The 20,427-nt window shown below is 39.2% G+C and carries 17 protein-coding genes; 9 read left to right on the forward strand and 8 right to left on the reverse strand.

From position 1 onward, the window contains the following. Positions 1-77: 77 nt before the first annotated feature. Positions 78-1,226 (reverse strand): amidohydrolase family protein, encoded by a 1,149-nt coding sequence (locus tag FAX86_RS13440; protein ID WP_144393925.1) that lies wholly within the window; start codon positions 1,224-1,226, stop codon positions 78-80. Between the two features lie 1,115 nt (positions 1,227-2,341). Between FAX86_RS13440 and FAX86_RS13445 the strand changes: the two genes are divergently transcribed. Both FAX86_RS13445 and FAX86_RS13450 read left to right on the forward strand, forming a co-directional pair. Beyond that, on the forward strand, positions 2,342-3,448 hold the full coding sequence (locus FAX86_RS13445) for a lipase family protein (RefSeq protein WP_144393926.1): 1,107 nt from the start codon (positions 2,342-2,344) through the stop codon (positions 3,446-3,448). 305 nt (positions 3,449-3,753) lie between these two features. Then, the gene (locus FAX86_RS13450; RefSeq protein WP_144393927.1) at positions 3,754-6,021 is read left to right on the forward strand and encodes a TonB-dependent receptor plug domain-containing protein; all 2,268 of its coding nucleotides are present in this window, start codon (positions 3,754-3,756) and stop codon (positions 6,019-6,021) included. 8 nt (positions 6,022-6,029) lie between these two features. On the opposite strand, the gene FAX86_RS13455 is transcribed toward FAX86_RS13450, so the two are convergent. Continuing rightward, the gene (locus FAX86_RS13455; protein ID WP_144393928.1) at positions 6,030-6,917 is read right to left on the reverse strand and encodes a DMT family transporter; all 888 of its coding nucleotides are present in this window, start codon (positions 6,915-6,917) and stop codon (positions 6,030-6,032) included. 122 nt (positions 6,918-7,039) lie between these two features. Between FAX86_RS13455 and FAX86_RS13460 the strand changes: the two genes are divergently transcribed. Both FAX86_RS13460 and FAX86_RS13465 read left to right on the forward strand, forming a co-directional pair. After that, positions 7,040-8,155: a cystathionine gamma-lyase gene (locus FAX86_RS13460; protein WP_144393929.1), complete on the forward strand. Its 1,116-nt coding sequence runs from the start codon at positions 7,040-7,042 to the stop codon at positions 8,153-8,155. A 218-nt stretch (positions 8,156-8,373) separates the two neighbouring features. Beyond that, positions 8,374-10,698: a TonB-dependent receptor gene (locus FAX86_RS13465; RefSeq protein WP_144393930.1), complete on the forward strand. Its 2,325-nt coding sequence runs from the start codon at positions 8,374-8,376 to the stop codon at positions 10,696-10,698. Positions 10,699-10,792: 94 nt separating this feature from the next. On the opposite strand, the gene FAX86_RS13470 is transcribed toward FAX86_RS13465, so the two are convergent. From FAX86_RS13470 to motA, 3 genes are read right to left on the reverse strand one after another with little or no spacing between them, the layout of a single operon-like run. Continuing rightward, the gene (locus FAX86_RS13470; protein WP_144393931.1) at positions 10,793-11,332 is read right to left on the reverse strand and encodes a DUF924 family protein; all 540 of its coding nucleotides are present in this window, start codon (positions 11,330-11,332) and stop codon (positions 10,793-10,795) included. 3 nt (positions 11,333-11,335) lie between these two features. After that, entirely contained in the window at positions 11,336-12,181 is an 846-nt protein-coding gene (gene motB, locus FAX86_RS13475) for a flagellar motor protein MotB (RefSeq protein WP_144393932.1), read from the reverse strand. Positions 12,182-12,186: 5 nt separating this feature from the next. Beyond that, positions 12,187-13,038 (reverse strand): flagellar motor stator protein MotA, encoded by an 852-nt coding sequence (gene motA, locus FAX86_RS13480; RefSeq protein WP_144393933.1) that lies wholly within the window; start codon positions 13,036-13,038, stop codon positions 12,187-12,189. A 148-nt stretch (positions 13,039-13,186) separates the two neighbouring features. Between motA and asd the strand changes: the two genes are divergently transcribed. Further along, on the forward strand, positions 13,187-14,044 hold the full coding sequence (gene asd, locus FAX86_RS13485) for an archaetidylserine decarboxylase (protein WP_144393934.1): 858 nt from the start codon (positions 13,187-13,189) through the stop codon (positions 14,042-14,044). A 285-nt stretch (positions 14,045-14,329) separates the two neighbouring features. Further along, positions 14,330-15,640, forward strand: coding sequence for a GGDEF domain-containing protein (locus tag FAX86_RS13490; protein WP_144393935.1), 1,311 nt, complete (start codon positions 14,330-14,332; stop codon positions 15,638-15,640). A 49-nt stretch (positions 15,641-15,689) separates the two neighbouring features. Here the strand turns inward: FAX86_RS13490 and FAX86_RS13495 are convergent, their stop codons facing one another. Continuing rightward, positions 15,690-16,568 carry a type 2 periplasmic-binding domain-containing protein gene (locus FAX86_RS13495; RefSeq protein ID WP_144393936.1) on the reverse strand — a complete coding sequence of 293 codons (879 nt, stop codon included), beginning with the start codon at positions 16,566-16,568 and terminating at the stop codon, positions 15,690-15,692. 132 nt (positions 16,569-16,700) lie between these two features. Next, positions 16,701-17,123 (reverse strand): GNAT family N-acetyltransferase, encoded by a 423-nt coding sequence (locus FAX86_RS13500; RefSeq protein WP_144393937.1) that lies wholly within the window; start codon positions 17,121-17,123, stop codon positions 16,701-16,703. Positions 17,124-17,317: 194 nt separating this feature from the next. Here FAX86_RS13500 and FAX86_RS13505 point away from each other — a divergent pair, with 194 nt between their 5' ends. The 3 genes from FAX86_RS13505 (at position 17,318) to FAX86_RS13515 (ending at position 19,908) form a co-directional block, all read left to right on the forward strand. Continuing rightward, positions 17,318-17,689, forward strand: coding sequence for an antitoxin Xre/MbcA/ParS toxin-binding domain-containing protein (locus tag FAX86_RS13505; protein ID WP_144393938.1), 372 nt, complete (start codon positions 17,318-17,320; stop codon positions 17,687-17,689). Positions 17,690-17,729: 40 nt separating this feature from the next. Beyond that, positions 17,730-18,491: an RES family NAD+ phosphorylase gene (locus FAX86_RS13510; RefSeq protein WP_144393939.1), complete on the forward strand. Its 762-nt coding sequence runs from the start codon at positions 17,730-17,732 to the stop codon at positions 18,489-18,491. Positions 18,492-18,684: 193 nt separating this feature from the next. Continuing rightward, the gene (locus FAX86_RS13515; RefSeq protein ID WP_144393940.1) at positions 18,685-19,908 is read left to right on the forward strand and encodes a DUF5610 domain-containing protein; all 1,224 of its coding nucleotides are present in this window, start codon (positions 18,685-18,687) and stop codon (positions 19,906-19,908) included. Between the two features lie 110 nt (positions 19,909-20,018). Here FAX86_RS13515 and FAX86_RS13520 read toward each other — a convergent pair whose 3' ends face one another. Further along, positions 20,019-20,399, reverse strand: a complete 381-nt coding sequence (locus FAX86_RS13520; RefSeq protein ID WP_144393941.1) for a hypothetical protein — start codon at positions 20,397-20,399, stop codon at positions 20,019-20,021. Positions 20,400-20,427 lie beyond the last annotated feature (28 nt).

Here is a 20,427-nt window from a genome sequence, read left to right on the forward strand (position 1 = left end):
GATAAAAAAGTCCATCCCTGGACTAGTACTGCACTGCCACTGGCATTACATCAATTCTTTTATAAAACTGACAACAACTAACGTTCCATTTTAAATATTTTACGAGCGTTACCCGCCATGACTTGTTGCGCTTCTTCATAAGAATAAGCAACGCGCTCCAAACTTTCTAAAACACGATCTTTGTAAGTTTGCGTGTTTCCTGGACTACCAGGGCCATCCGAACCATAAATAAGTCGGTTAACTAATCCTTTTTCTTTCGCTCGCATCAAAATGCTGTCCATTAACTCACCCGTTGGATCGCTACGCTCATTACCCAGTGCCGATATTTCGATATATACATTTGAGTAGTTTTCAGCCAGATAAAACACCTCGTCAACTTTACTGTAGCCTTCACGATTCGCATCGTTACCAGCATGTCCCATAATAAACTTCACTTCAGGGAACGACCGAATTGCATCTTCTAAGTACATTGGGTCAAACGTTTTATACAAATCTTCCCGTTGATCTTCTTCAAAGTCAGATACTTTTCGTAACGGGCTTGTTCCTACGTGATGATAAATAGGCTTATCATGCTCTTTTGCAACTTCATAAATTTCGAAGTACTTTGGGTCATTGAATGGTGTCAAAGTGTGCGCAAATGCTAATTTAATTCCAACAACTTTAGGATGCATTAACGCTGTCTCTAAATTCGCAAGACTCTCTGCTTTATTTTCATCCCAGTTAGCAACGCTAATACTCGCTAGACCATAAAAGAAAGTGTTTCCGTCAAAGCTATTACGATTATCATCAAGATAACCTAATAAGTCTTCATTTGGCTCAATTCCCCAAGTTTCAGGTGCGTATGTCGCAAACAAAATACAATTATTTGCAGAAGCCTTACGACATTCGTTTTTAATACCAATAAATGCGCCGTAAGGATTTAATTGAAACGATGACAAAACACGCAATAGTGGAATTTTTAGAAAGTCAGGTAAATCTAAAGGAAAGGCATTCAGAACAAACTCTCGACCTTTAGGCCCGAGTTTATCAAAACTGCCTGGATGTAAATGCATGTCAACAATGTCGATGGTTTCATCGGCATAAAAGCTCCGATGATCTTCCCAATCCTGAATCTCTTGTTTAAAACTACGTAATTCAGGTACAGATTCCATTGGCGTATGAGACTCAACATTAAGTTGAGTAAATAGCGCCAACGAAATAGCAATACTTGTTGCGAACTTTCTCATTTTTAGGTCCTCATTTATTTCAAGCAGCACATATCTCAAAGCTACATGAATGAATTGTTATAGTGATTAATACCTTCCTACCGACATAAATTATCGTGAAGGATTACAACGCACTTTCTCCTATAGCTCAACCGATCAAAATCATAAGCAGATAATTTGAGACCTTTAGTATATCGCTGATATTTTTTGAAAAGAAAAATGAGATTTAAAATAAGAAAAAAGGTGACTGTTCCGTCTGACAAAAACCTTATTCGTAAATTGCATTTTTACGTTAATGTCACTTTCATTGACTTATTGATATTTTTAGGAAAATAAATTCATTGAGAAACAACGACTGGCGTCAAAACATTCAGCCAAAAAATCAGAAAAATTCTGATGATTTAAACAACAATAGAACAAAACGTCTATCTGCAATCTGACACAGGTAATAATTGGGCTAACGACAGGCTCACAATTCGCTCCAGTAGGTTTTAAAATCATGCGTAAAAGCGATTTAAAAAGCCGGTCACGTTAGTCACTCAAAAAAGGAGAGCTTCTTAAACAACCTTTTTAACTAAGGACATCAATTTCACTTAACTTTTTTAAGTGTATCCAAACAATTAATATTTAAACTGATTTAAATCTAACCCAATCAAAAGCTCATTACATTAAAAAAATTGTAATACTTTTTATAAAATCATATGCATTCGGTTAAACATCAAATCAAAACTTACGGCAGTACTTTACTTTTAATTTCACTATCACTCAAACATTAGGCTCCCAGTCAAAAATTAAATTTAGAAAGCGATTTAAACTCAAAATCTTTTCTTAATCGACAGTTCTTAGCAATAGAAAACAAAGAACATGTGTACGCTGAAAACCAGCAAAAACAATTATAATTATACTTATCCAATCCATTAATTTAACTAATCCAACTCATGGCAAATTAGCAATCAAAATTGAAACTTTATGACAAACATTCTCATACTATTCACTTGGTAAAATTATTGACACTTACCGTTAAATATTCACACAGAACTTAAATTTCTTTGTGATAGAATTCGCACCGCTTTGGTGAACCACATCAAAGAATTCGACTTATTACTTTATTGTTAGCGCAAAAAAGGACACTCAACATGAAGTTCATTTCTTATATATCCAGTTTCGTTTTATCAACATTAGCTTTAACGGTAAGTGCTACGGAAAAACAAACATTTATTGATCAACTCGACACTGAACAATGCGGTCGTTCACCTGAGAAAATCTATATTGATACTAATACTCAAGAGTTTGAAATGGCAAATGCATACAGCTACTCATGGCTGGCTCTTCAAACTCTCGATGTCGATCCAAATTCGACTGAAGATGATGCGGATGCTGACTTACAAAACGCTCAAGAAAATTGGGGATTAAGCAACGTTAGAATGATTGACAATGCTCGATGGAATGTACGAGCTATGATCGCAGACTATGATGGCGCAATCTTCGTGACTTTCCGCCATACAGACTCAAACCTTAACTGGCTCTTAAATGCAGATTACGGATTGTGGAATTTTGATTACAGTTTCACGATGGGTGAAAAAGTACACCACGGCTTTGGAACAATGCTTGGCGCAATTTGGTCAGATATTGTCGAAGAAGTAAGAACACGCGCAACTGATAATCAACCTGTCGTAGTTTTTGGACACAGCTTAGGCGGTGCCATGGCATTATTAACAGCCCCTGGATTGGTTAACGAAGGCTTCAATGTTAAACAAGTTTACGCAACTGGTTCACCGAAAGTAGGAAGCAGAAACTGGGCTGCGATGGCCAGTCAGGCTTTATCTGAATCTGCTGTTTATCGAATTACTAATTCTGAAGACTTGTTTGCTCGCATTCCTGTCAGCAGCCTCGCTTTAGACGAGTTTAGAGAGCTTTTCTTCTTTGCTTCTGACTTCCTTGCAAATCTTACTGGGCGTTTACGCAGTCAAATGGACTTCGGCTTAATTGGCGACCACATAATTGTTGAGCACGATGGGTCAACTTATTATTCCGATGTCGAGACTAGTGAAATTGAAGAACAAGATTACTGGATTAATATTGCAGAGCAATTTTCAGCTATCGATGACAGCACTGGCAGTTTAATAGATAAGCTAAATCGAAAAGTACAAGTAATGTCTAATAATTTAGGAGAGCATCTAATGCGCTCGCCTGAAAATGGGTATACCTGTTCCATGATTAATGCCCTAAAATCAGGATCATAGATTCTAACCGCAATTTCATCAAAGCCGTGTCACAGCGGCTTTGATAACTCATTTTGGTTACATAAAGCTCATCCTAATTACTTACAGTATTAACAAAAGCGAAAAACTCTCCCTTTATAAGCTCCATATCGAAGACCAGATATAGATTCAACGGGTGCAACTCAGGAATTTTTGGTCTATACATAGACTTAGGTGCATTTCATTTTGAAATTAAATTGAGAACTTATTTAAAGCATAGATTAACGAGAAATAGTCATATCTCTAATACACTGTTGCTAAGCGCACTGCTCTTAGCACCATTGGCTATGGCTGAGCAACGATCTGATCTGACCAGCATGACAATGGAGGAACTTCTCAATATCGAAGTCTCTGTTGCCTCAAATATTGTCACAGAAGCCCAAAAGCAACCCGTGTCCTTCAGCGCTATATCAAAAGAACAAATCGAAAATAGCGGAGCTCGTACTCTTAATGAGCTTCTTACAATTTACGTCCCAGGCTACTTTTTAGTTGAAGACCAAGATGACACCATTGCTGGCTTTAGAGGATTAATACCCGACAATAACTCAAAAGTTCTTATGCTACTTAACGGTATCAACCTTAATACCGAATGGTTTTGGGGGCCTCCTGATGCCATTCTCAATGGGCTGGATTTAAATTTCATCGAACGAATTGAAGTTATAAGAGGGCCAGGCTCTGTAACTCTGGGTCAAGGAGCGCTACTTGGCGTTATTAATATTGTCACCAAGAAAGGAGGAACAGAGAGAGCTAATATTCGATACGAATCAGGAGCAGACGGGCTGACTAAACAAACATTGAGTACACATTTTAAATCCGAAAACACTTCGGCTTTCATTTATGCCAGCATTGGAAAATTTGACGGTACGCCAATGGAGAACCAGGGATGGGCTCAAGTACGATCAGAACAAGGACTTACCGTTTTTGAAAGAAACCATCACCTGAAACGCTCCGAATACACCAATGTGCTTGCTCATCTAGAAAAAAATGACCTGGAAATCAATTTATTTCAATTTGAACACCAGAGAGATCTTTATAACTTTTATAGAGATCGCGAGTCTGTCGAACAAAGACTAAGAGGCATCAGTCTATCTTACAAAACCGAGCTGACCGACAATTTGAACCTGGCAATTTCAGGAAAACATTTGATCGACGACTACGGCTTATTTTCCCATGGGTATAACATTGAAACTGATGCTCGATTTAATTACGAAGCCTTCGAGAGTGGCTTTTCATCAATTACGCAATCAATCCCTGGGCTTGCCGATCGCTCTGTAGAACCAGGGCTTTCGATGGGAGGCACTCGAGAAACGAGAAGAGGATTTAAGGCAATATTAAATTGGAACAACTTCTTTGTTGAAGGTAATCAAGCTGCACTTGGAATTGAATATAATCATTATAATTCAGGCCAACTAGATAGTCGCGGAAATAACTTCATTATCAACGAAGAAATACAGCGCCTCGGACTTACCAGCGATGGTGCCGGTGGCTTTTTAGCAACAGGTAGCGTCAACGACAATAATGCATGGGCAAAACCGCATTCGTTCTCAATGAAAAGTGTATTTTTTGAGAATGTTTATTCACTCAATGAATCAACCGATTGGTTTGCAGCATTTCGTTGGGACTCTCACCCAAACTGGGGGTCACAAATCACACCTCGTATCGGCGCTTTATTTGCGCTTGATGAAAATCAGTTATTTAGAGTCACTTTCCAAACTGGTTTTCGTGGAGCGGTTAGCGTCCAATACGGTGGAGGATTTGTTCAGGATGGCTTACTCGCAGAAAGTAATTTTTATGCCGTTAACGAAATAGCAGATACTTTAGCCGATTTTGATTTTGATGGAGATGGCACAAACGATACCAGGGTGATAAAAAGTGTTGAACCAGAAATGCTCTCCTCTGTTGAAATCGCCTATTCTCGAAATACCTCAGACTATAAATTTAATGCGGTACTGTTCCATAATACAGTAGAGGATATTCTTACTGCACAAGCACATCAATATGATGGACTTGCATTTGGTGACACGATTGGAACAGATGATATCGGTACCTGGAATGGCAATTGGTATTATCAAAATCAAGAAGGCGAATTAAAACAGCTTGGTCTTGAGCTAGAAATTGAATATCACCTGGAAAACTGGACGCTAGCTGCCAGTCATGCCAGCGTTAAGGTCACTTCGGCAGATGAAGGAACCATTGGCGTTTACGTGCTACCCAATAAAAAACATTCGGCTTACCCCGAAAATGTTACTCGCCTTCATGTTTCGTATTCAACCTCTTCGAGTTTAGGTGAATGGTCATTTAATCTAAACGATCTCTGGTATTGGAATTACCACTCTCCTACTCAAGTTAAAGTAGACGGCGCTCACCTCGTTAACTTGGGTGCATCTTTAAACTTCAATTCATTGCCTAACTTAACAACCCGTTTAACTGTTAAAAACTTATTTGACTCAGACAAACTATATCCGATTACCGGCACCGGTAATTTATTAGGAGCGGAAGGTACACCCAGTACAGAAAATAGATCTTGGTGGCTGAGCCTCAACTATTCTTTTTAGAATAATTATTAAGCTTCTCGCTTTTCAGGGAAAAAGCTAATTAATGCAATCCCCATTAAAATGAGCAATCCGGATATCAATAAATCGAATCCAATCGATTCGTCTAGTAAAAAATAACCACCAAAGGCAGCAATCAAAGGAACCGACAACTGGCATACAGCAGCCAAGGTCAATGAAATATTCGGAACAACCACATACCAAATGGCATACCCACATCCCGAAGCAAATGCCCCAGAAATAATCGCTAATAACAGTCCAGAGAATTCAAGATAGATATCATTAATAAAAAAGATTTGAATAATAAAACAAAATGGAATGCTTAAGATAAAACTTGCTGCTGTTGTATGAATCGGAGAGTTATTTGACTTGCCAAAAGCAGTAAAAGCAGCCCATGCAATACCTGCAATAACCATAAATAACAAACCACTGAAAGATGGCCGAGTAGCATCAGGAAGCAACAACACTAATAATCCAATTAAAGATAACGTTATACCAAAAACTTCAATGGCTCTAAGCTGTCCCGCTTTAGAAAACTGAATACCCAATAAACAAAACTGTACCGTTGCAAAAAGAATAAGAGCGCCCGTTGCTGTATTCAACTGAACATAAGCTAAAGAAAAAAATAATGCATAACTAAACAAAGCTATAGCAGCTCGTAAATTTTTCCATTTGAATGACAAATCTAACTTCGACATTACCTCTTTTTTTCTGCTGACTAAAAGTGTAATAAGAAATAATGTGATAGCACCAGAAAGCAAACGAACGGAAGTGAAACTAATTGAATCTATAGACTCTTCACCTAAAGCCAACCGACAAAGAATAGAGTTAAACGCAAAAGCCACGAGTGCTATTACACAACCGAAAAAAACTCCGGGAGAACTTAAAACTTGACGCATAAATCGCCACAAAGGTCAGGTTTAAAGTGAGTTGTATAGCGCATAAACTTAGGTAGAATTCTTTTTAATTTTGTTTATCATAACGAAAACCAACCTTTTAAAGAAGAGCATTAAGGCGAGTAATGAAAAAAGAATTAAAAACATCGACCAAAGTTGTACACGCAGGAACCAGTACCTCTAATCAAGGTACTTCGATAAATAGTAATCCGATATTCACCAGCGCTTTTCACCTGAAAGGCAACATCGAAAACGCTTCACACCAATATGCACGATTTCATAATCCAACCTGGGATGCGCTTGAAAATGCTATAGGTGATATTGAAGGCGGTAAAGTACTGATATTTCCATCGGGAATGGCTGCCATCGCAGCAACTTTTATGGCGCTTGTCTCATCCGGTGATAGGATTTTACTCCAAGCCGATGGCTACTATGCGACTCGTGCTTTTACAGAGAACTATTTGAAAAAATTTGGCGTAGAAATTCATGCCGTTAAAACGTGTGATTTGCCTGAACAAGATTTCTCAAAATATAAGCTGACTTTTATTGAATCACCCAGTAACCCTCTCCTCGATGTCATCGATATTCGTCAGTTAGCAAAACACATTCATCGTGCAGGAGGTTTGCTGGCCATTGATAACACGACCATGACACCTTTAGGTCAAAATCCACTCTCTCTAGGAGCAGACATTTCTGTTTGCTCAGATACCAAAGCACTTAATGGACACAGCGATGTTTTATTTGGACATATCGCGACAAACGATGACGATATTTTCCAAGAAATAGAACTGTGGCGAAAGCTTTCAGGAAGCATACCTGGTCCGATGGAAACCTGGTTGGTTCATAGGGGATTCTCCAGTTTGGATATGAGATTAGAAAGAATGGTTTCCAACGCAGAAAAAATAGCCCAACAACTAGTCGATCATCCCGCTATTAAAAGTGTGCGTTACCCAGGGCTTAAAACCGATCCTTCATTTAAAATTGCACAACAACAAATGAACATGATGGGGTTTATTATCAGTTTTGATTTAGAAACTCAAAAATCTGCTGAATTGTTTTTGAGCCGATTAAATCTGATAACCGAAGCAACCAGTTTTGGCGGTATGCATACCATGGTCGAAAGACGAGCACGTTGGGGAACAGACAACGTATCAGAGGGACTTATTCGATTAAGTGTTGGTTGTGAAAATTCAAATGATTTAATTAGCGATATTGAAAATGCTCTCAAGGATCTCAAGTAAGCGATTTCTGCCACCGCATATTTCCTTTCGAGATTTAGCTACCTAAGAGATCTCACTAAAAACTTCAAACGAAATTTGAATTAATTCATTTATAGATATTTGCGTCAAAATAATGGCGCAATACTTTTAAATAATTAGACATAGACAAAGCTTTTGCAAAACTCAAGAAATAAACTAAGTTTATGATGATACTAAAAAAAATTTCTTGGAGAAAAGCAATGGGAAGACTTGTAAAAACCAAACTTGCTGCAGTAACAACCAGCTTAATTTTGTCATCATCTTTTGCATCAGCAAGCGATGAAGATCTCGGAAACATATCATTAGAAGATTTATTGAATATTGATGTAACGGTTCAAAAGCGTGTAGAAAAAATCATTGACGTTCCCGTTGCAACAACGGTTCTACAAAAGGACCAAATCAATAACTCTTTCACTTATAATCTCGAGGGCATTCAAGCGTATTTGCCCTCAGTTAGCTACCGAAAAGGAACAACCACTCGAAACTCAGCGGTTACTGTTCGAGGTATTGGAACAATCTCATTCAGTATCGCAGCAGAACCCAGTGTATCAACATTGGTTGATGGTGTTGTTTTAGGGCGTTCCGGACAAGCCTTTGCTGATTTATATAATATTGAGCGAGTTGAATTACTCCGCGGACCTCAAGGCATGCTTTTCGGAAAGAACGCTTCAGCCGGTGTGGTGCACGTCATTACAGAAAGTCCTAAAGAAAAATTCTCAGGCCTTTTTGACTCTACCGTCTATCAAGACAATGAATATCGAACGTTGATGAGAGTTACTGGTGGACTAACTGATGACACTCGCGCCAGTATCTCACTTCTTAAAGGCCAGTTTGGTGGTTATATTGAAAACGTTTATAACAATGAAAAAGTAAACGGGTACGACAGAACCGCATTTCGTGCGAAGCTTGACTATGACATTGATAGCGATACAACGGCAAAATTCATCATGGAGTATTACAATGCCGATGATGATTGTTGTGCCGACTTAGAAGGCCTACCCAGCGGTCGAAATCCAGCTTCAGAAGCGGCACCAAATAGTAACGGAGTAGTAGGCAACAATGCTGACATCGATTTGGATCAACGTTTTGTCGATCACGACTTTGAAACTCGGACGGTCGAAAAATCAAATTCATTCTCCGTCCAGATTGATAAAAAGATCGGTGACTTTGACTTAACTTCGATAACTGCTCACCGTGTTTGGAAAAATACGGAGTATCGAGAAGGTGACTTTACTTCCATTGCCGGAGATTCCGATCAACCCGTATTTGGAGTACCTTTCCAGCTTCACGATATTGGCCCACAAGAATGGCGCCAAACTTCGGAAGAGTTACGAATCGCTTCACCCCAAGATGAAGCGCTTGTTTATCAAGTCGGTTTATTTATCTGGAACATGAAGTCCGAGCGAAACTTTACTCGATTTGCCAGTTGCCAAAACAATGCTGGACAAAACGATGACATACTTGCAGCGAATCCTGGTTTAACCTGTAATGCGAATGACATCGTCGACGCTACAGCTTATATGGCCACGGAGTTTGATAACATTGCATTATTCGGTGATGGAAAGTTCAACCTAAACGACTCAATGCGAATTTTATTTGGTCTTCGATACACTATTGATGACGTCGAATTTCGCCACAACCGAATTAATAATGATCCCTTTGGCCGTCTTGGGGTTGGTGTAAGAAATGCGGCTAATAACACAAACTTTCAAGGAGCAAATGAAGAAACCAATTTTTCTGCCAAGTTAGGTTATCAGCTTGATATCAATAAGAGCAGCCGTGTATACATAACCGCTCAACAAGGTTATAAAGGCCCTGGCTACAATGTCTTCTATAACATGGCCGAAAAAGACACTGCAGAAATTGGCCCAGAAGAGTCAGTTGCTATCGAACTAGGATATAAACTTCAAAAAGGTGGTTTTCTACTAACGACTGCACTATTTCAAACCACTTACGAGGGATTCCAAGCCAATAACTTTGATACCTCAGGTGGAACAACCATTACTCGCTTAACTAACGCTGGTGATGTTGAAACCTCTGGTGTAGAGGCAGACTTTGTGTGGCAAATTTCGGAAGACTTTCGATTAAACGGCGGCATTGCTATAACCGATGCGAAAATTGATAAGTTTAACTGCCCAGTTGGTGAAGTGTGTAGTGATCGTTCCGGCCTCGATGTACCATTTTCTCCCGATTTAAAATACAATTTTACCGGAACTTATCAGTTACCCATGGGTGCGGATAAATGGGTATTTGCCGGTTCTTACATCTATACCGATGAACAACAATCCGATCTTCCATCGAATACCGGCGATTTTAACCCCGCAGCATTATTACCAGACTATTCAATCTTCAATGGTATGATTAGCTATTCGATGAATAACGATAATATGAGAGTTTCTTTAGTTGCTAAAAACTTATTTGATGAGAAGTTTGCTGTGACTTACAGTGGTGATGGTTTCCGCTATCAAATCCCGCGCATGGCTGATCGGCACTTTGGCCTCTCATTCCGAGCAAAATTTAAATAATCAAAATAGAGATGTCCATTAAAAAAGGTGGCTAAGCCACCTTTTTTATTTGGAATAATTAATTTTCTAAAACTTGATCGAGGTATTTATAGATTTAGAAACTAGAACCGGGCTCTTGTAAAAATTCCACCTCTTCAGCCGTCGACTCTCTTCCTAAAACAATATTTCGGTGTGGATATCGACCAAAACGATCAATGATTGCTTTATGACGCATTTCAAAATCCAGATTCCCTTCTAATCCAGGTTCAGAAAATAGCTCTACGGCTTTTTCGTGAATCACTTTTGATTCACTGTGCATAAAAGGCATATAAAGAAACAAACGTTGATGTGTTTCTAACTTTTTATCGTCACCACAATTTATTGCTTCCTGACTCAAAACAAGCGCAACCGTATCGAAAAGAAATGATTTGGCATTGTTTCTGTAGATGTTTCTAGAGAATTGATCGAGCACAATGATTTCGGCAAGCCTGCCCTTGGGAGTCACTCGCCACTCATACAACTCACCTAATGTTGCTGCCGTATGAACATGTCCAAACCGTTCCGTAATCAGCCGATCAAATTCATTACTTTTTTGCCACCAACTTTTTGGTTCGATTTCATCAAACCAAAAATTCAGTACTTCAGAATAGTTCAAACGTTAATCCTCATCAGTAAATTGCCCGGCAGCTTCTTCTATTGCATCCGAAATGTTCTGCTTTAAGACAATAATTGCAATTCGACGATTGATCGGACTGGTTGGATGCTCCTTATCAAATAAAACAGAGTCAGCAAATCCTTCGACACGAGCAATTTTTTCGCCAGGGATCCCACCTCGAGTTAAAGCACGACGAGCGGCATTGGCACGATCAGCCGATAACTCCCAATTTCCATAATTACCTAAATCAAATGGCGTTGCATCAGTATGGCCAGTAATACTTAATTTATTTGGTACTTTTTTTAACACATCTGCTAAGCCATATAAAATCCTACGCGAGTATACCTTTAATTCACTACTTCCGCTGTCAAACATTGGACGCTTATCTTTATCAACAATTTGAATTCGCAGTCCGTTTGGCGTTATATCAATTATAATTTGTTCTTTGAATGCGGCAAATGCATCGCTCGTATCAACAAGCTCTTCCAGTTGCGTTTGTAATTGATTTAAGCGTTCGCGCTCTTGCTGTTCCGCAAGATCTTCAATGTCATCTTCCGTAATTTTTGGATCTTTCAGATTGATAATGGCATCGTTTGCACCACCCTCACCGATTGGAATACTTTTGGAGCCAGGAGTTGCGGAGGTCCCGGCAGGATCATTAAAATATCCAGAAATCGCTTGCTTTTGTTCTTGATCAGTATTGCCCATTAGCCACAACAACAGAAAAAATGCCATCATTGCGGTCGCAAAATCGGCAAACGCGACTTTCCAACTGCCGCCATGAAAGTCATGACGTCCTTTTTTAACTTTCTTAACAATAATTGGACGTTTGGACTCCGCAGGATCCATAACAATTAACGCCCCCTGATTCGCTGCTCAAGCTCTTCAAAAGAAGGTCGAACTTTCTGATATAAAGTTTTGCGTCCAAACTCTATGGCAACTTGCGGTGGTGTTCCGTTAACGGTAGCGATAATGCAAGCTTTAATGCACTCATAAAACTTACTGTCTTCAGTTGCTCGATACTCTAATGCTTGAGATAAAGGTCCGACAAATCCATAGGCCAAAATTATTCCGAGAAAAGTTCCAACGAGAGCTGCTGCAACGTGAACACCTATTTCTTCTGGCGGGCCACCCAATGATTGCATAGTAATCACAATACCCAAGACAGCGGCAACAATACCAAATCCAGGCAGTGCATCAGCGACTTTTCCTAACGCCATACTCGGTGCGACTTCTTCGTGATGGTGAGTATCCAACTCAGTTTCCATAAGATTCTCTAATTCATAGGCTGTCATATCACCGATAATCATGAGCCTTAAATAATCGCAGATAAATTCTATCGCTTTATGATTTTTCCGGAGCAAAGGATATTTATTAAAAATTCGACTTTCTTTAGGAGACTCAATATGAGCTTCAATAGCGATAAGACCTTCTTTTCGCATAACATTAAACAAATCAAACATCATTGATAAGAGTTCGAGATAAACAAACTTACTGTAGGGAGAACCAGTTAATAATGAAGGTAATTTACGAAAAACATCGGCCGTTACTTTTACTGGATTAGCAATCACAAAAGCTCCAAAAGCAGCACCACCAATTATGATTAGCTCAAAGGGTTGCCACAATGCCAGTAGCTGGCCGTGAGACAGCACATATCCACCGAGCACAGAAACTATGACAATGATGGCGCCAATCAACAGTGGCATCTAATATCTCCCGCGTTTCTTATATTATTCAAGTCGCTGAATTAACTATAGAATATCTTGGTGTGTTCGCGAGTTCTGCTGGAAAAAAATGGTTAAAATTGCATGACTGAGGTAGAATTTACGGCTTTTAGCATCACAGAAACATTACATGAAAGTTTTTGACCACCTTAAAACCATCCCCCAATACTTAATACCGCAACATGGACTGTCGGTGTTAGCAGGAAAACTTGCCGATAAAAAAAATCTCCGGATCAAAAATTGGGTTATTAAAACCTTTGCTAAACATTATGGTGTCGATATGTCGATAGCCGTTGAGCCCGATTTAACGGCTTATGAATCGTTTAATGATTTTTTTACCCGAGCAATTCGTCCAGAAACTCGCCCCATTTGCGATGACCCAGACACACTCGCATGCCCAGTCGATGGTGCTGTCAGTCAATTTGGGAAAATTACGAATGGCGATATTATTCAAGCGAAAGGTCACTCCTATACAGTGCAGGACTTATTAGGAGGCGATGCTAAATTAGCAGAGCAATTTGAAGATGGCGAATTCATAACCATCTATCTCTCTCCGAAAGACTATCACCGTTATCACATGCCAATCGACGGTAAATTGACGCGAATGATTCACGTGCCCGGTAAACTATTCAGCGTTAACCCGTTAACCGCAAGAACCGTCCCACGACTCTTTGCCCGAAATGAGCGAGTTGTGGCCATGTTTGACACCGACTTTGGTCCTCTCGCTTATGTTGCGGTTGGCGCCACTATCGTTGGTAGTATGGAAATGGCCTGGTCAGGTATTGTAACGCCACCGACCATAAAAGATGTATCAGAAACTCAGTACGCTGAAGGCGATGTAACTCTCAAAAGAGGAGATGAGGTTGGACGTTTTCGTCTTGGCTCTACAGTTATTTTATTGCTACCTAAAGGTTCCTACTCTTGGGACGAAAGTATAAAAAATGAAGCGCCAACGCTGCTTGGCCAACCAATGGTCAAAAGACACTAAATTTTAAAAGAGGCAACTCGGATTTTGCATTGGGCTATACACCTTTTAGCAAAAGTACCTGTTGCCCGCCTTAATTTAGAAGCGGGCAACTTACATAGCTATTTAATCAGGGCACTTCTAAATAGAAAAATATTATTATGCTATTCGGTTCCTAAAACCAATCTCTTTAAATTTATTAATAACTAAAAGTAATCCTCCCTACTTTTCCACATCAATTTAATCTCAATTTGAGCAAAAGTTCAGTCTTCGTCTAAGCTTTAAAATAGCAGGTAGTGAATACAAATTATGAAATCTATTTCGTCTCGTCTGGCAGTTATCTATGCGATCGCGGCTTTGTTGATTGCCTTGCTTCAATTTGCTTACAATTCCTATCAAGATTTTTCACGCCAGCATAATGTTCTTCAACAAGATATCGAGCGAATATTCGATTCCACAAAAGGTCCAGCAGCGCAAGCCATTTACGATATGAACACCATCAATGCACAACAAATTCTTGATGGATTAAAAGCCTATAACTATTTACTAAAAGCGACAATTTACGATGAACTGAATCAAGAGTTCGTTAGCGTTAATCTAGAATCGACCCCACAAACAAAAACAGGCACCGAAGCTATAACTCATTGGTTACTGGGACGAGTTATTGAAAGCCGAAAATCAACTCTACAAACCCAACAATATGACTCTGAACTAGGTGACTTAATTATCTTTTTTAGCTGGGATATAGCTCTTCAACCTTACTACGCGAATACTATCAGTATGCTAACAAGTGGGTTAATACGCACTTTCCTCGTATTTTTGGTTATCTATTTTGTTACTCACTTATACATTACTCAACACCTCAACCGTATAGTGCATATTCTACAAAATATATTCAGCAGACCCAGGGAACAACAAAATATTCGAGTACCGAAAATTCATAAGAATACAGAAATCGGTATGCTAATTGATGTTTTAAATACGACCAATACTCTAAGGAATGATGCTGAAGTTGCACTAAAGAATTTGAATGAAGAGCTCGAGCAAAAAGTTGCTGAAAGGACAAAGGAACTACAAGAAGCTAATAAAAAACTCAAACTCCAAGCCACTTTAGATTCATTAACTAAAGTGAATAATCGTCGTTATTTTATGGAGCTTGCGGACAAAAACTTGGAACGCTGCCGACGTTACAATAGACCTATGTGTATTATGATGCTAGACATCGACTTATTTAAGAAAATCAATGACGAACATGGTCATAAAGTTGGCGACGAAGCATTAATCATTTGTGCACAAACGTGTTTGAGTACTCTACGCACTACCGATATTCTCGGCAGGTTAGGAGGTGAAGAGTTTGCGATATTACTTCCCGAAACAACAGAAAGTGAAGCCGAACAATTAACACGGCGACTTATTCAAGCGATGCCTAAAAATGAAAGTTTACAGCAAAAAGGAATTCATATGACGGTTAGCATAGGACTGTATCAAATGAATGCTCAAACAGAGTCAGTTGAGTATGCATTAGATAGAGCGGATGCTGCACTCTATGAAGCGAAAAATGCCGGTAGAGATCGCTATTCAATTAACAGAATAAATGAAGATAAATTAAATGCAGTTTGAAAAATACCGTTAATATTAAGAAATATATAATATTATCAAAAATACATTTTTATTCGGGCGTTTTATTTTCTGGTAAATCGAGCAGCTCTAGTGTTTCATCCGTTAAAAATGGATTTTCAAGATTTATTCGAACTCGACTCTCTAAATTGAGCGGCTCCAAATCCTTTACGTAATAGTGGTTAAATATTTTATCATATTCTCCATTTTCTTTTGCTTTCTTCAAACCGAAGAAAATTCTTTGAGCTAGCTTATTATTCTGCTGACTAACAAAGAAATACATCGGCAACTTATAAACCAATAGCAACCTTGGTTCGATTACTATGTTGTCACTACCATGCTTTTTGTACTCATCAAGCACTTCATTAACACTTCGAGAAAAACAATCAAAACGTCCTTTTTCAAGCATATTAAAAAGCGGAAGGTAGAGTGAATTAGTAACGACGGAAATTCCATTATGTTTAAGAACACGAGTATCGGGCCAGTGAAGTCCTTGCCCTATTGTTAAATTTCTTTTTCTCCAATCCTCAAGTGAATAAACATCATCAAAACGATGCTCATTTCCCTTTTTAATCAGACAAACTCGGTGCCCCAAAAGCCCCTTTGTTACAGGAATTTTAATTGCCTTTAAATCAACTTCTCGAGAAATATCAGGTGCAAATAACGCAACATGCACACGTTCATTATTTTTCAATTCTCGAACAACACGCCCTTGTTCCATTCTATCCGTATAACGGATGACATAATCACCAAATTGTGACTTTGATAATTTGAGAGCTACCAAAAGTAGTTGATGGGTTGCTTCATTCCCTTCTTTTATGCGATTCCAAATAATGATTTGGTCAGCCTTTGTTACTGCCGGCTCATTCGAGCTTAGCAAGGTTCCTGGCATCAATACTAAGCTAACAGCAACTACTAAAAAACACCTCATGTCAAATAGCCCACTAGCAAAACATAACTGGAGTATAGTCGATTGAAAATGCCTACTTACCCAATGACAACAAAGGGTAGTAACTTCAGCAACCAATGCAAAACAAGTAACCACCGAAAAATATTACTTATGTTATAACTGACAGAGAGCAAAATGATGACTTGTAATATCAAATCCCTCTCTTAAATAAAATCGGTGAGCAGCAAATCGCTGTACACCCGAATCTAAATGAAGCTGCTCACACCCTGCTTTTTTCGCGAACTGCTTGAGCCAGTCTATCATTGCTCGCCCTGCTCCAAGAGAACGACTATTTTCCGATGTTACCAAGTCATCAACATAAACGTGTTTTTTCCATGCCAAACTTTCGCTGACATAAAATCCGGCAACACAAATGACACTATCATCACTGGTTAGATACGCCACCTGATAGCCATTTTTAAGTTGTTTGATTATTTGAGATTTTAATGTTTCGTGATTGTACTGCGGTCTGAGCTGTAAAAGCACTGGAACAACAGCATCTATCTCTCGTTCTTCAATGAGTAAACTGACTTTCATGATTGGCTACCACCCTGTTTCTTTTATTATTTCTGAAAATTATCGTATCACTCCCCAGCGCTCCCTTGCGATCTTAACTAACACGATAAAGTCCTAGTTCACTGTGATCCGTGATAAATACGTCACTCGCTTCAAGAATGTTGCAAATGCATCATATTTAACTATAATGTAGCATATACACAACGGAGTTCAATATGAGCGCAAGTCAACACATTCAGCCAGAGCCCGCAGAAGTTCTGGGAAAAGCATTGTTTTCCGCGGCTGATTTTCTTGGGTTACCGGCAGAGGTCTTAGGACACATTATCGGGCGCGATAGGACATCTATTTCACGACTTAAGAAAAATCCCACTATTGAACCTGGCAGTAAAACAGGGGAACTCGCCCTGCTCCTGATACGAGTCTATCGAGGACTCTTTGCTATTTTAGGGGGCAATCAAGCTGCCATGCGGGAATGGTTATTTCAAAATAACAAAGCATTAGACGGTCGCCCTATAGATATAATGAAGACCGTCACAGGACTTACCCTTACAGTGCAGTATATTGACGCCATGCGCGGGAAAATTTAACCCTCCTTTTCCATACATAACGATAATAAACCGGAAAGTCATGAACGATTCAAAGCTTTGGCAAGCAGTCAAAGGCAGTCATAGTATTGTCCCTCTCACTATGAAATTATACCGAGTGGTAGAAAGTCAGGAGCAAGTAGCAACCACCCTGATAACAGAGACAAAAGACGAACAAAATATTTTGGAACAATTGATTGAAGAGTCCAAGCCCAAACAAGACAAAGAACTCTCCGACCGCCACTATCTCATAAAAACACCATTTCGATACCCACCATTAAAATATGGCTCTCGATTTGGCAGCGTTTGGGAACCCAGCCTTTTTTATGGCTCCCAAACAGTAGAATGCGCTCTTGCAGAAGTTGCCTATTATCGATTTCGATTTCTCTGTGACATGGAAAACAGTGAGTCGCTCACAAAGCATAATATTCAATCCTATCATTCATCGTTCTACGTAAACACGCAATCGGACTTTGGCATTCAGTTGCACAAGCAACCATTCTCGGATTATCGCACTGAATTACGCTCGGTTCTAAGCTATACAGTTACACAACAGATCGGCTCAGATATGCGAGACTCAGGGGTTCTTCTGTTCAGCTTTGAATCTGCCCGGCAAGAAGGAGGTATCAACGGTGCAGCTTTCCATCATTCCGTCATTCGCTCTCGAAGTCCTATGAAATTAGAAAGCTGGCAGTGCTTAACTCAGCAAAAAAGAATCGTATTTCACAATGCCGTAAATCATCAATCTCTCGAATTTTCCAAAAACTCGTTTATGCAAGAAGGCGAATTTCCAATCATTCGTTAAGTCATCAAATGGACAACAATCGCCTCCTAAAACTTGGCTATAAGAGCATCTATTTTTATTTGATTAAACACTATAAGCAGTACGAATTACCTCGATTCGAGAACTTTACCCATAAAGTCGATTTAAACTTAAAGTCCGCTAATTCTCAGCCGATTTATTACATAATCGCGATAAACTTTTTGGAAGAACACTGATGTTCAAACCCATTAATTTTTTTACTCCAACGTCAGGAACTCAGAACCCGAACGATTTCGGTAGCACGTTAAGAAATCGTGGCAACAATTCTCCTACGTCTGTGTTGGGCCCCAATGTAAATCCGAGTATTCGTTCTGGTAACGACTTTGATATCTTCAACTCTGTTTTACAAAAGGCTTATCAAAAATTGGCTCAGGGACCGGAGCAAATTAAAACGCCCAATCAAGACAACCGCTTTGCACAATTCAAACCGGTTGAAAAGATTACCTCTGAACAAGCAGCTGGCAATATCCTAGATTTCATCCAGCAACGATTAGCCGCCGATAAAGCGAATGGAGCTTCGACAGAGAAACTTAATCAATCACTGAATGAAGCCCAAAAAGGATTTGAGAAGGGGTTTGCTGAAGCAAAGAATATTATCGAAGGGATGGGATTAATGTCTGACAAGTTATCGGACGAAATTTCTGATACTTACCAGCGTGTTACCGATGGAATAGAAGCTCTGAGAAACGCAATCAACGAACCCTCTTCCGGCAACTCAATTTCCCGCATTGATTCTTCAACAGAGTATTCGCAAAACCGAAGTTTTTCTCTTGATCTCGTGACTCAAGATGGCGATAAAGTTTCAATTGATATTCGACGCTCACTGAACGCCAGTGAGTCTACCTCTTACCAAAATAGTGACGGCCAAGAGTCTTTGCAGCTAGATCGTCAATTTTCGTTTTCTGGTCAATTTGAATTGAATGTACAAGGAGAACTGGATGAAGACGAACTGCAAGCGATCAACAATTTACTATCCGATGTAGATAGTATCGCCAACGACTTTTATAGCGGTCGTCTGGACCAAGCTTTCAATGCTGCAACACAAATTAATTTTGATGCCAGCGAATTATCTAGTTTGGATTTAGACTTAAAACAAACGACGCGCGTTAGTGCTATTACTGCATATCAGTCTAATAGCGAACTACCGGAACAACCACCCGTTCCTAATATTGGAGATTTATTCAGTCGAGTCGATAAGTTAGTCAAAGAAGCTGAGTCATTTTTAGAACCTCGTAAGCTGATCAATGATATTGCCGATGGCTTAAACCTGATTGACTCTCAATTAAGCAATGACTCTGAAGGCGATGAGCCTTCGGTAGAGCAGAAACAGTTGAATGCTTTTAAGAATAACTTAAATAGTATTTTAGATAACTTCTTTTCCTCCAAAGAAGAAACTTAGTTCAAAACGTTACTTCTGGGCGTCATTAAAAAAGAGAGTTTCCGACTCTCTTTTTTAATGCTCTTAATTTATGATTTGGGGTTTAAAAACAAAAGGATTTAAAAGTCGGTTTAGACAAGAGTGGGCGGCGAATCAAACCAATTCTTTGCAGCTTGGTTATCAAAAAAAATGCGGACTCGAATTTCAGGTTCGCTAATACAAAACTTTAAAAACCTGGATTTATCAATGGCCAGGTCACAGTCAAGCAATATCGCGACTCGTCCTTTGAATAAAGATGCATTTTCCGACATAAACTCAGCTATGTGATAAATGTCGAGTTCTGTTAACTGACATTTTGTTCGAGTTAGATCAAACAATATATCGTAGAGCTCGACATTGCCAACGCCTTTTATAAGTCGATTTAAACTTGAAAGCGTCTCCTCGAGATTGAATTTTCCTTGAAAATCCATTCGAATAAAGTCTGACTCACTAAATATCTCTAAATTTTTCATAACCTAACAAAGTTAAATTTAACATAGA

Origin of the sequence: Pleionea sediminis (assembly GCF_007570825.1) — a bacterium.
In the GTDB taxonomy this organism is placed as follows: Bacteria; Pseudomonadota; Gammaproteobacteria; order Enterobacterales; family Kangiellaceae; genus Pleionea; species Pleionea sediminis.

Excerpts from the sequence above, each read along its gene's own strand:
- FAX86_RS13495 (WP_144393936.1), bottom strand. The coding sequence starts at position 16,568 with ATGAGGTGTTTTTTAGTAGTTGCTGTTAGCTTAGTATTGATGCCAGGA.
- FAX86_RS13515 (WP_144393940.1), top strand. The coding sequence starts at position 18,685 with ATGTTCAAACCCATTAATTTTTTTACTCCAACGTCAGGAACTCAGAAC.
- asd (WP_144393934.1), top strand. The coding sequence starts at position 13,187 with ATGAAAGTTTTTGACCACCTTAAAACCATCCCCCAATACTTAATACCG.
- FAX86_RS13455 (WP_144393928.1), bottom strand. The coding sequence starts at position 6,917 with ATGCGTCAAGTTTTAAGTTCTCCCGGAGTTTTTTTCGGTTGTGTAATA.
- FAX86_RS13440 (WP_144393925.1), bottom strand. The coding sequence starts at position 1,226 with ATGAGAAAGTTCGCAACAAGTATTGCTATTTCGTTGGCGCTATTTACT.
- FAX86_RS13450 (WP_144393927.1), top strand. The coding sequence starts at position 3,754 with ATGGCTGAGCAACGATCTGATCTGACCAGCATGACAATGGAGGAACTT.
- FAX86_RS13510 (WP_144393939.1), top strand. The coding sequence starts at position 17,730 with ATGAACGATTCAAAGCTTTGGCAAGCAGTCAAAGGCAGTCATAGTATT.
- FAX86_RS13445 (WP_144393926.1), top strand. The coding sequence starts at position 2,342 with ATGAAGTTCATTTCTTATATATCCAGTTTCGTTTTATCAACATTAGCT.
- FAX86_RS13505 (WP_144393938.1), top strand. The coding sequence starts at position 17,318 with ATGAGCGCAAGTCAACACATTCAGCCAGAGCCCGCAGAAGTTCTGGGA.
- motB (WP_144393932.1), bottom strand. The coding sequence starts at position 12,181 with ATGGATCCTGCGGAGTCCAAACGTCCAATTATTGTTAAGAAAGTTAAA.
- FAX86_RS13465 (WP_144393930.1), top strand. The coding sequence starts at position 8,374 with ATGGGAAGACTTGTAAAAACCAAACTTGCTGCAGTAACAACCAGCTTA.
- FAX86_RS13520 (WP_144393941.1), bottom strand. The coding sequence starts at position 20,399 with ATGAAAAATTTAGAGATATTTAGTGAGTCAGACTTTATTCGAATGGAT.
- FAX86_RS13460 (WP_144393929.1), top strand. The coding sequence starts at position 7,040 with ATGAAAAAAGAATTAAAAACATCGACCAAAGTTGTACACGCAGGAACC.
- FAX86_RS13500 (WP_144393937.1), bottom strand. The coding sequence starts at position 17,123 with ATGAAAGTCAGTTTACTCATTGAAGAACGAGAGATAGATGCTGTTGTT.
- FAX86_RS13490 (WP_144393935.1), top strand. The coding sequence starts at position 14,330 with ATGAAATCTATTTCGTCTCGTCTGGCAGTTATCTATGCGATCGCGGCT.
- motA (WP_144393933.1), bottom strand. The coding sequence starts at position 13,038 with ATGCCACTGTTGATTGGCGCCATCATTGTCATAGTTTCTGTGCTCGGT.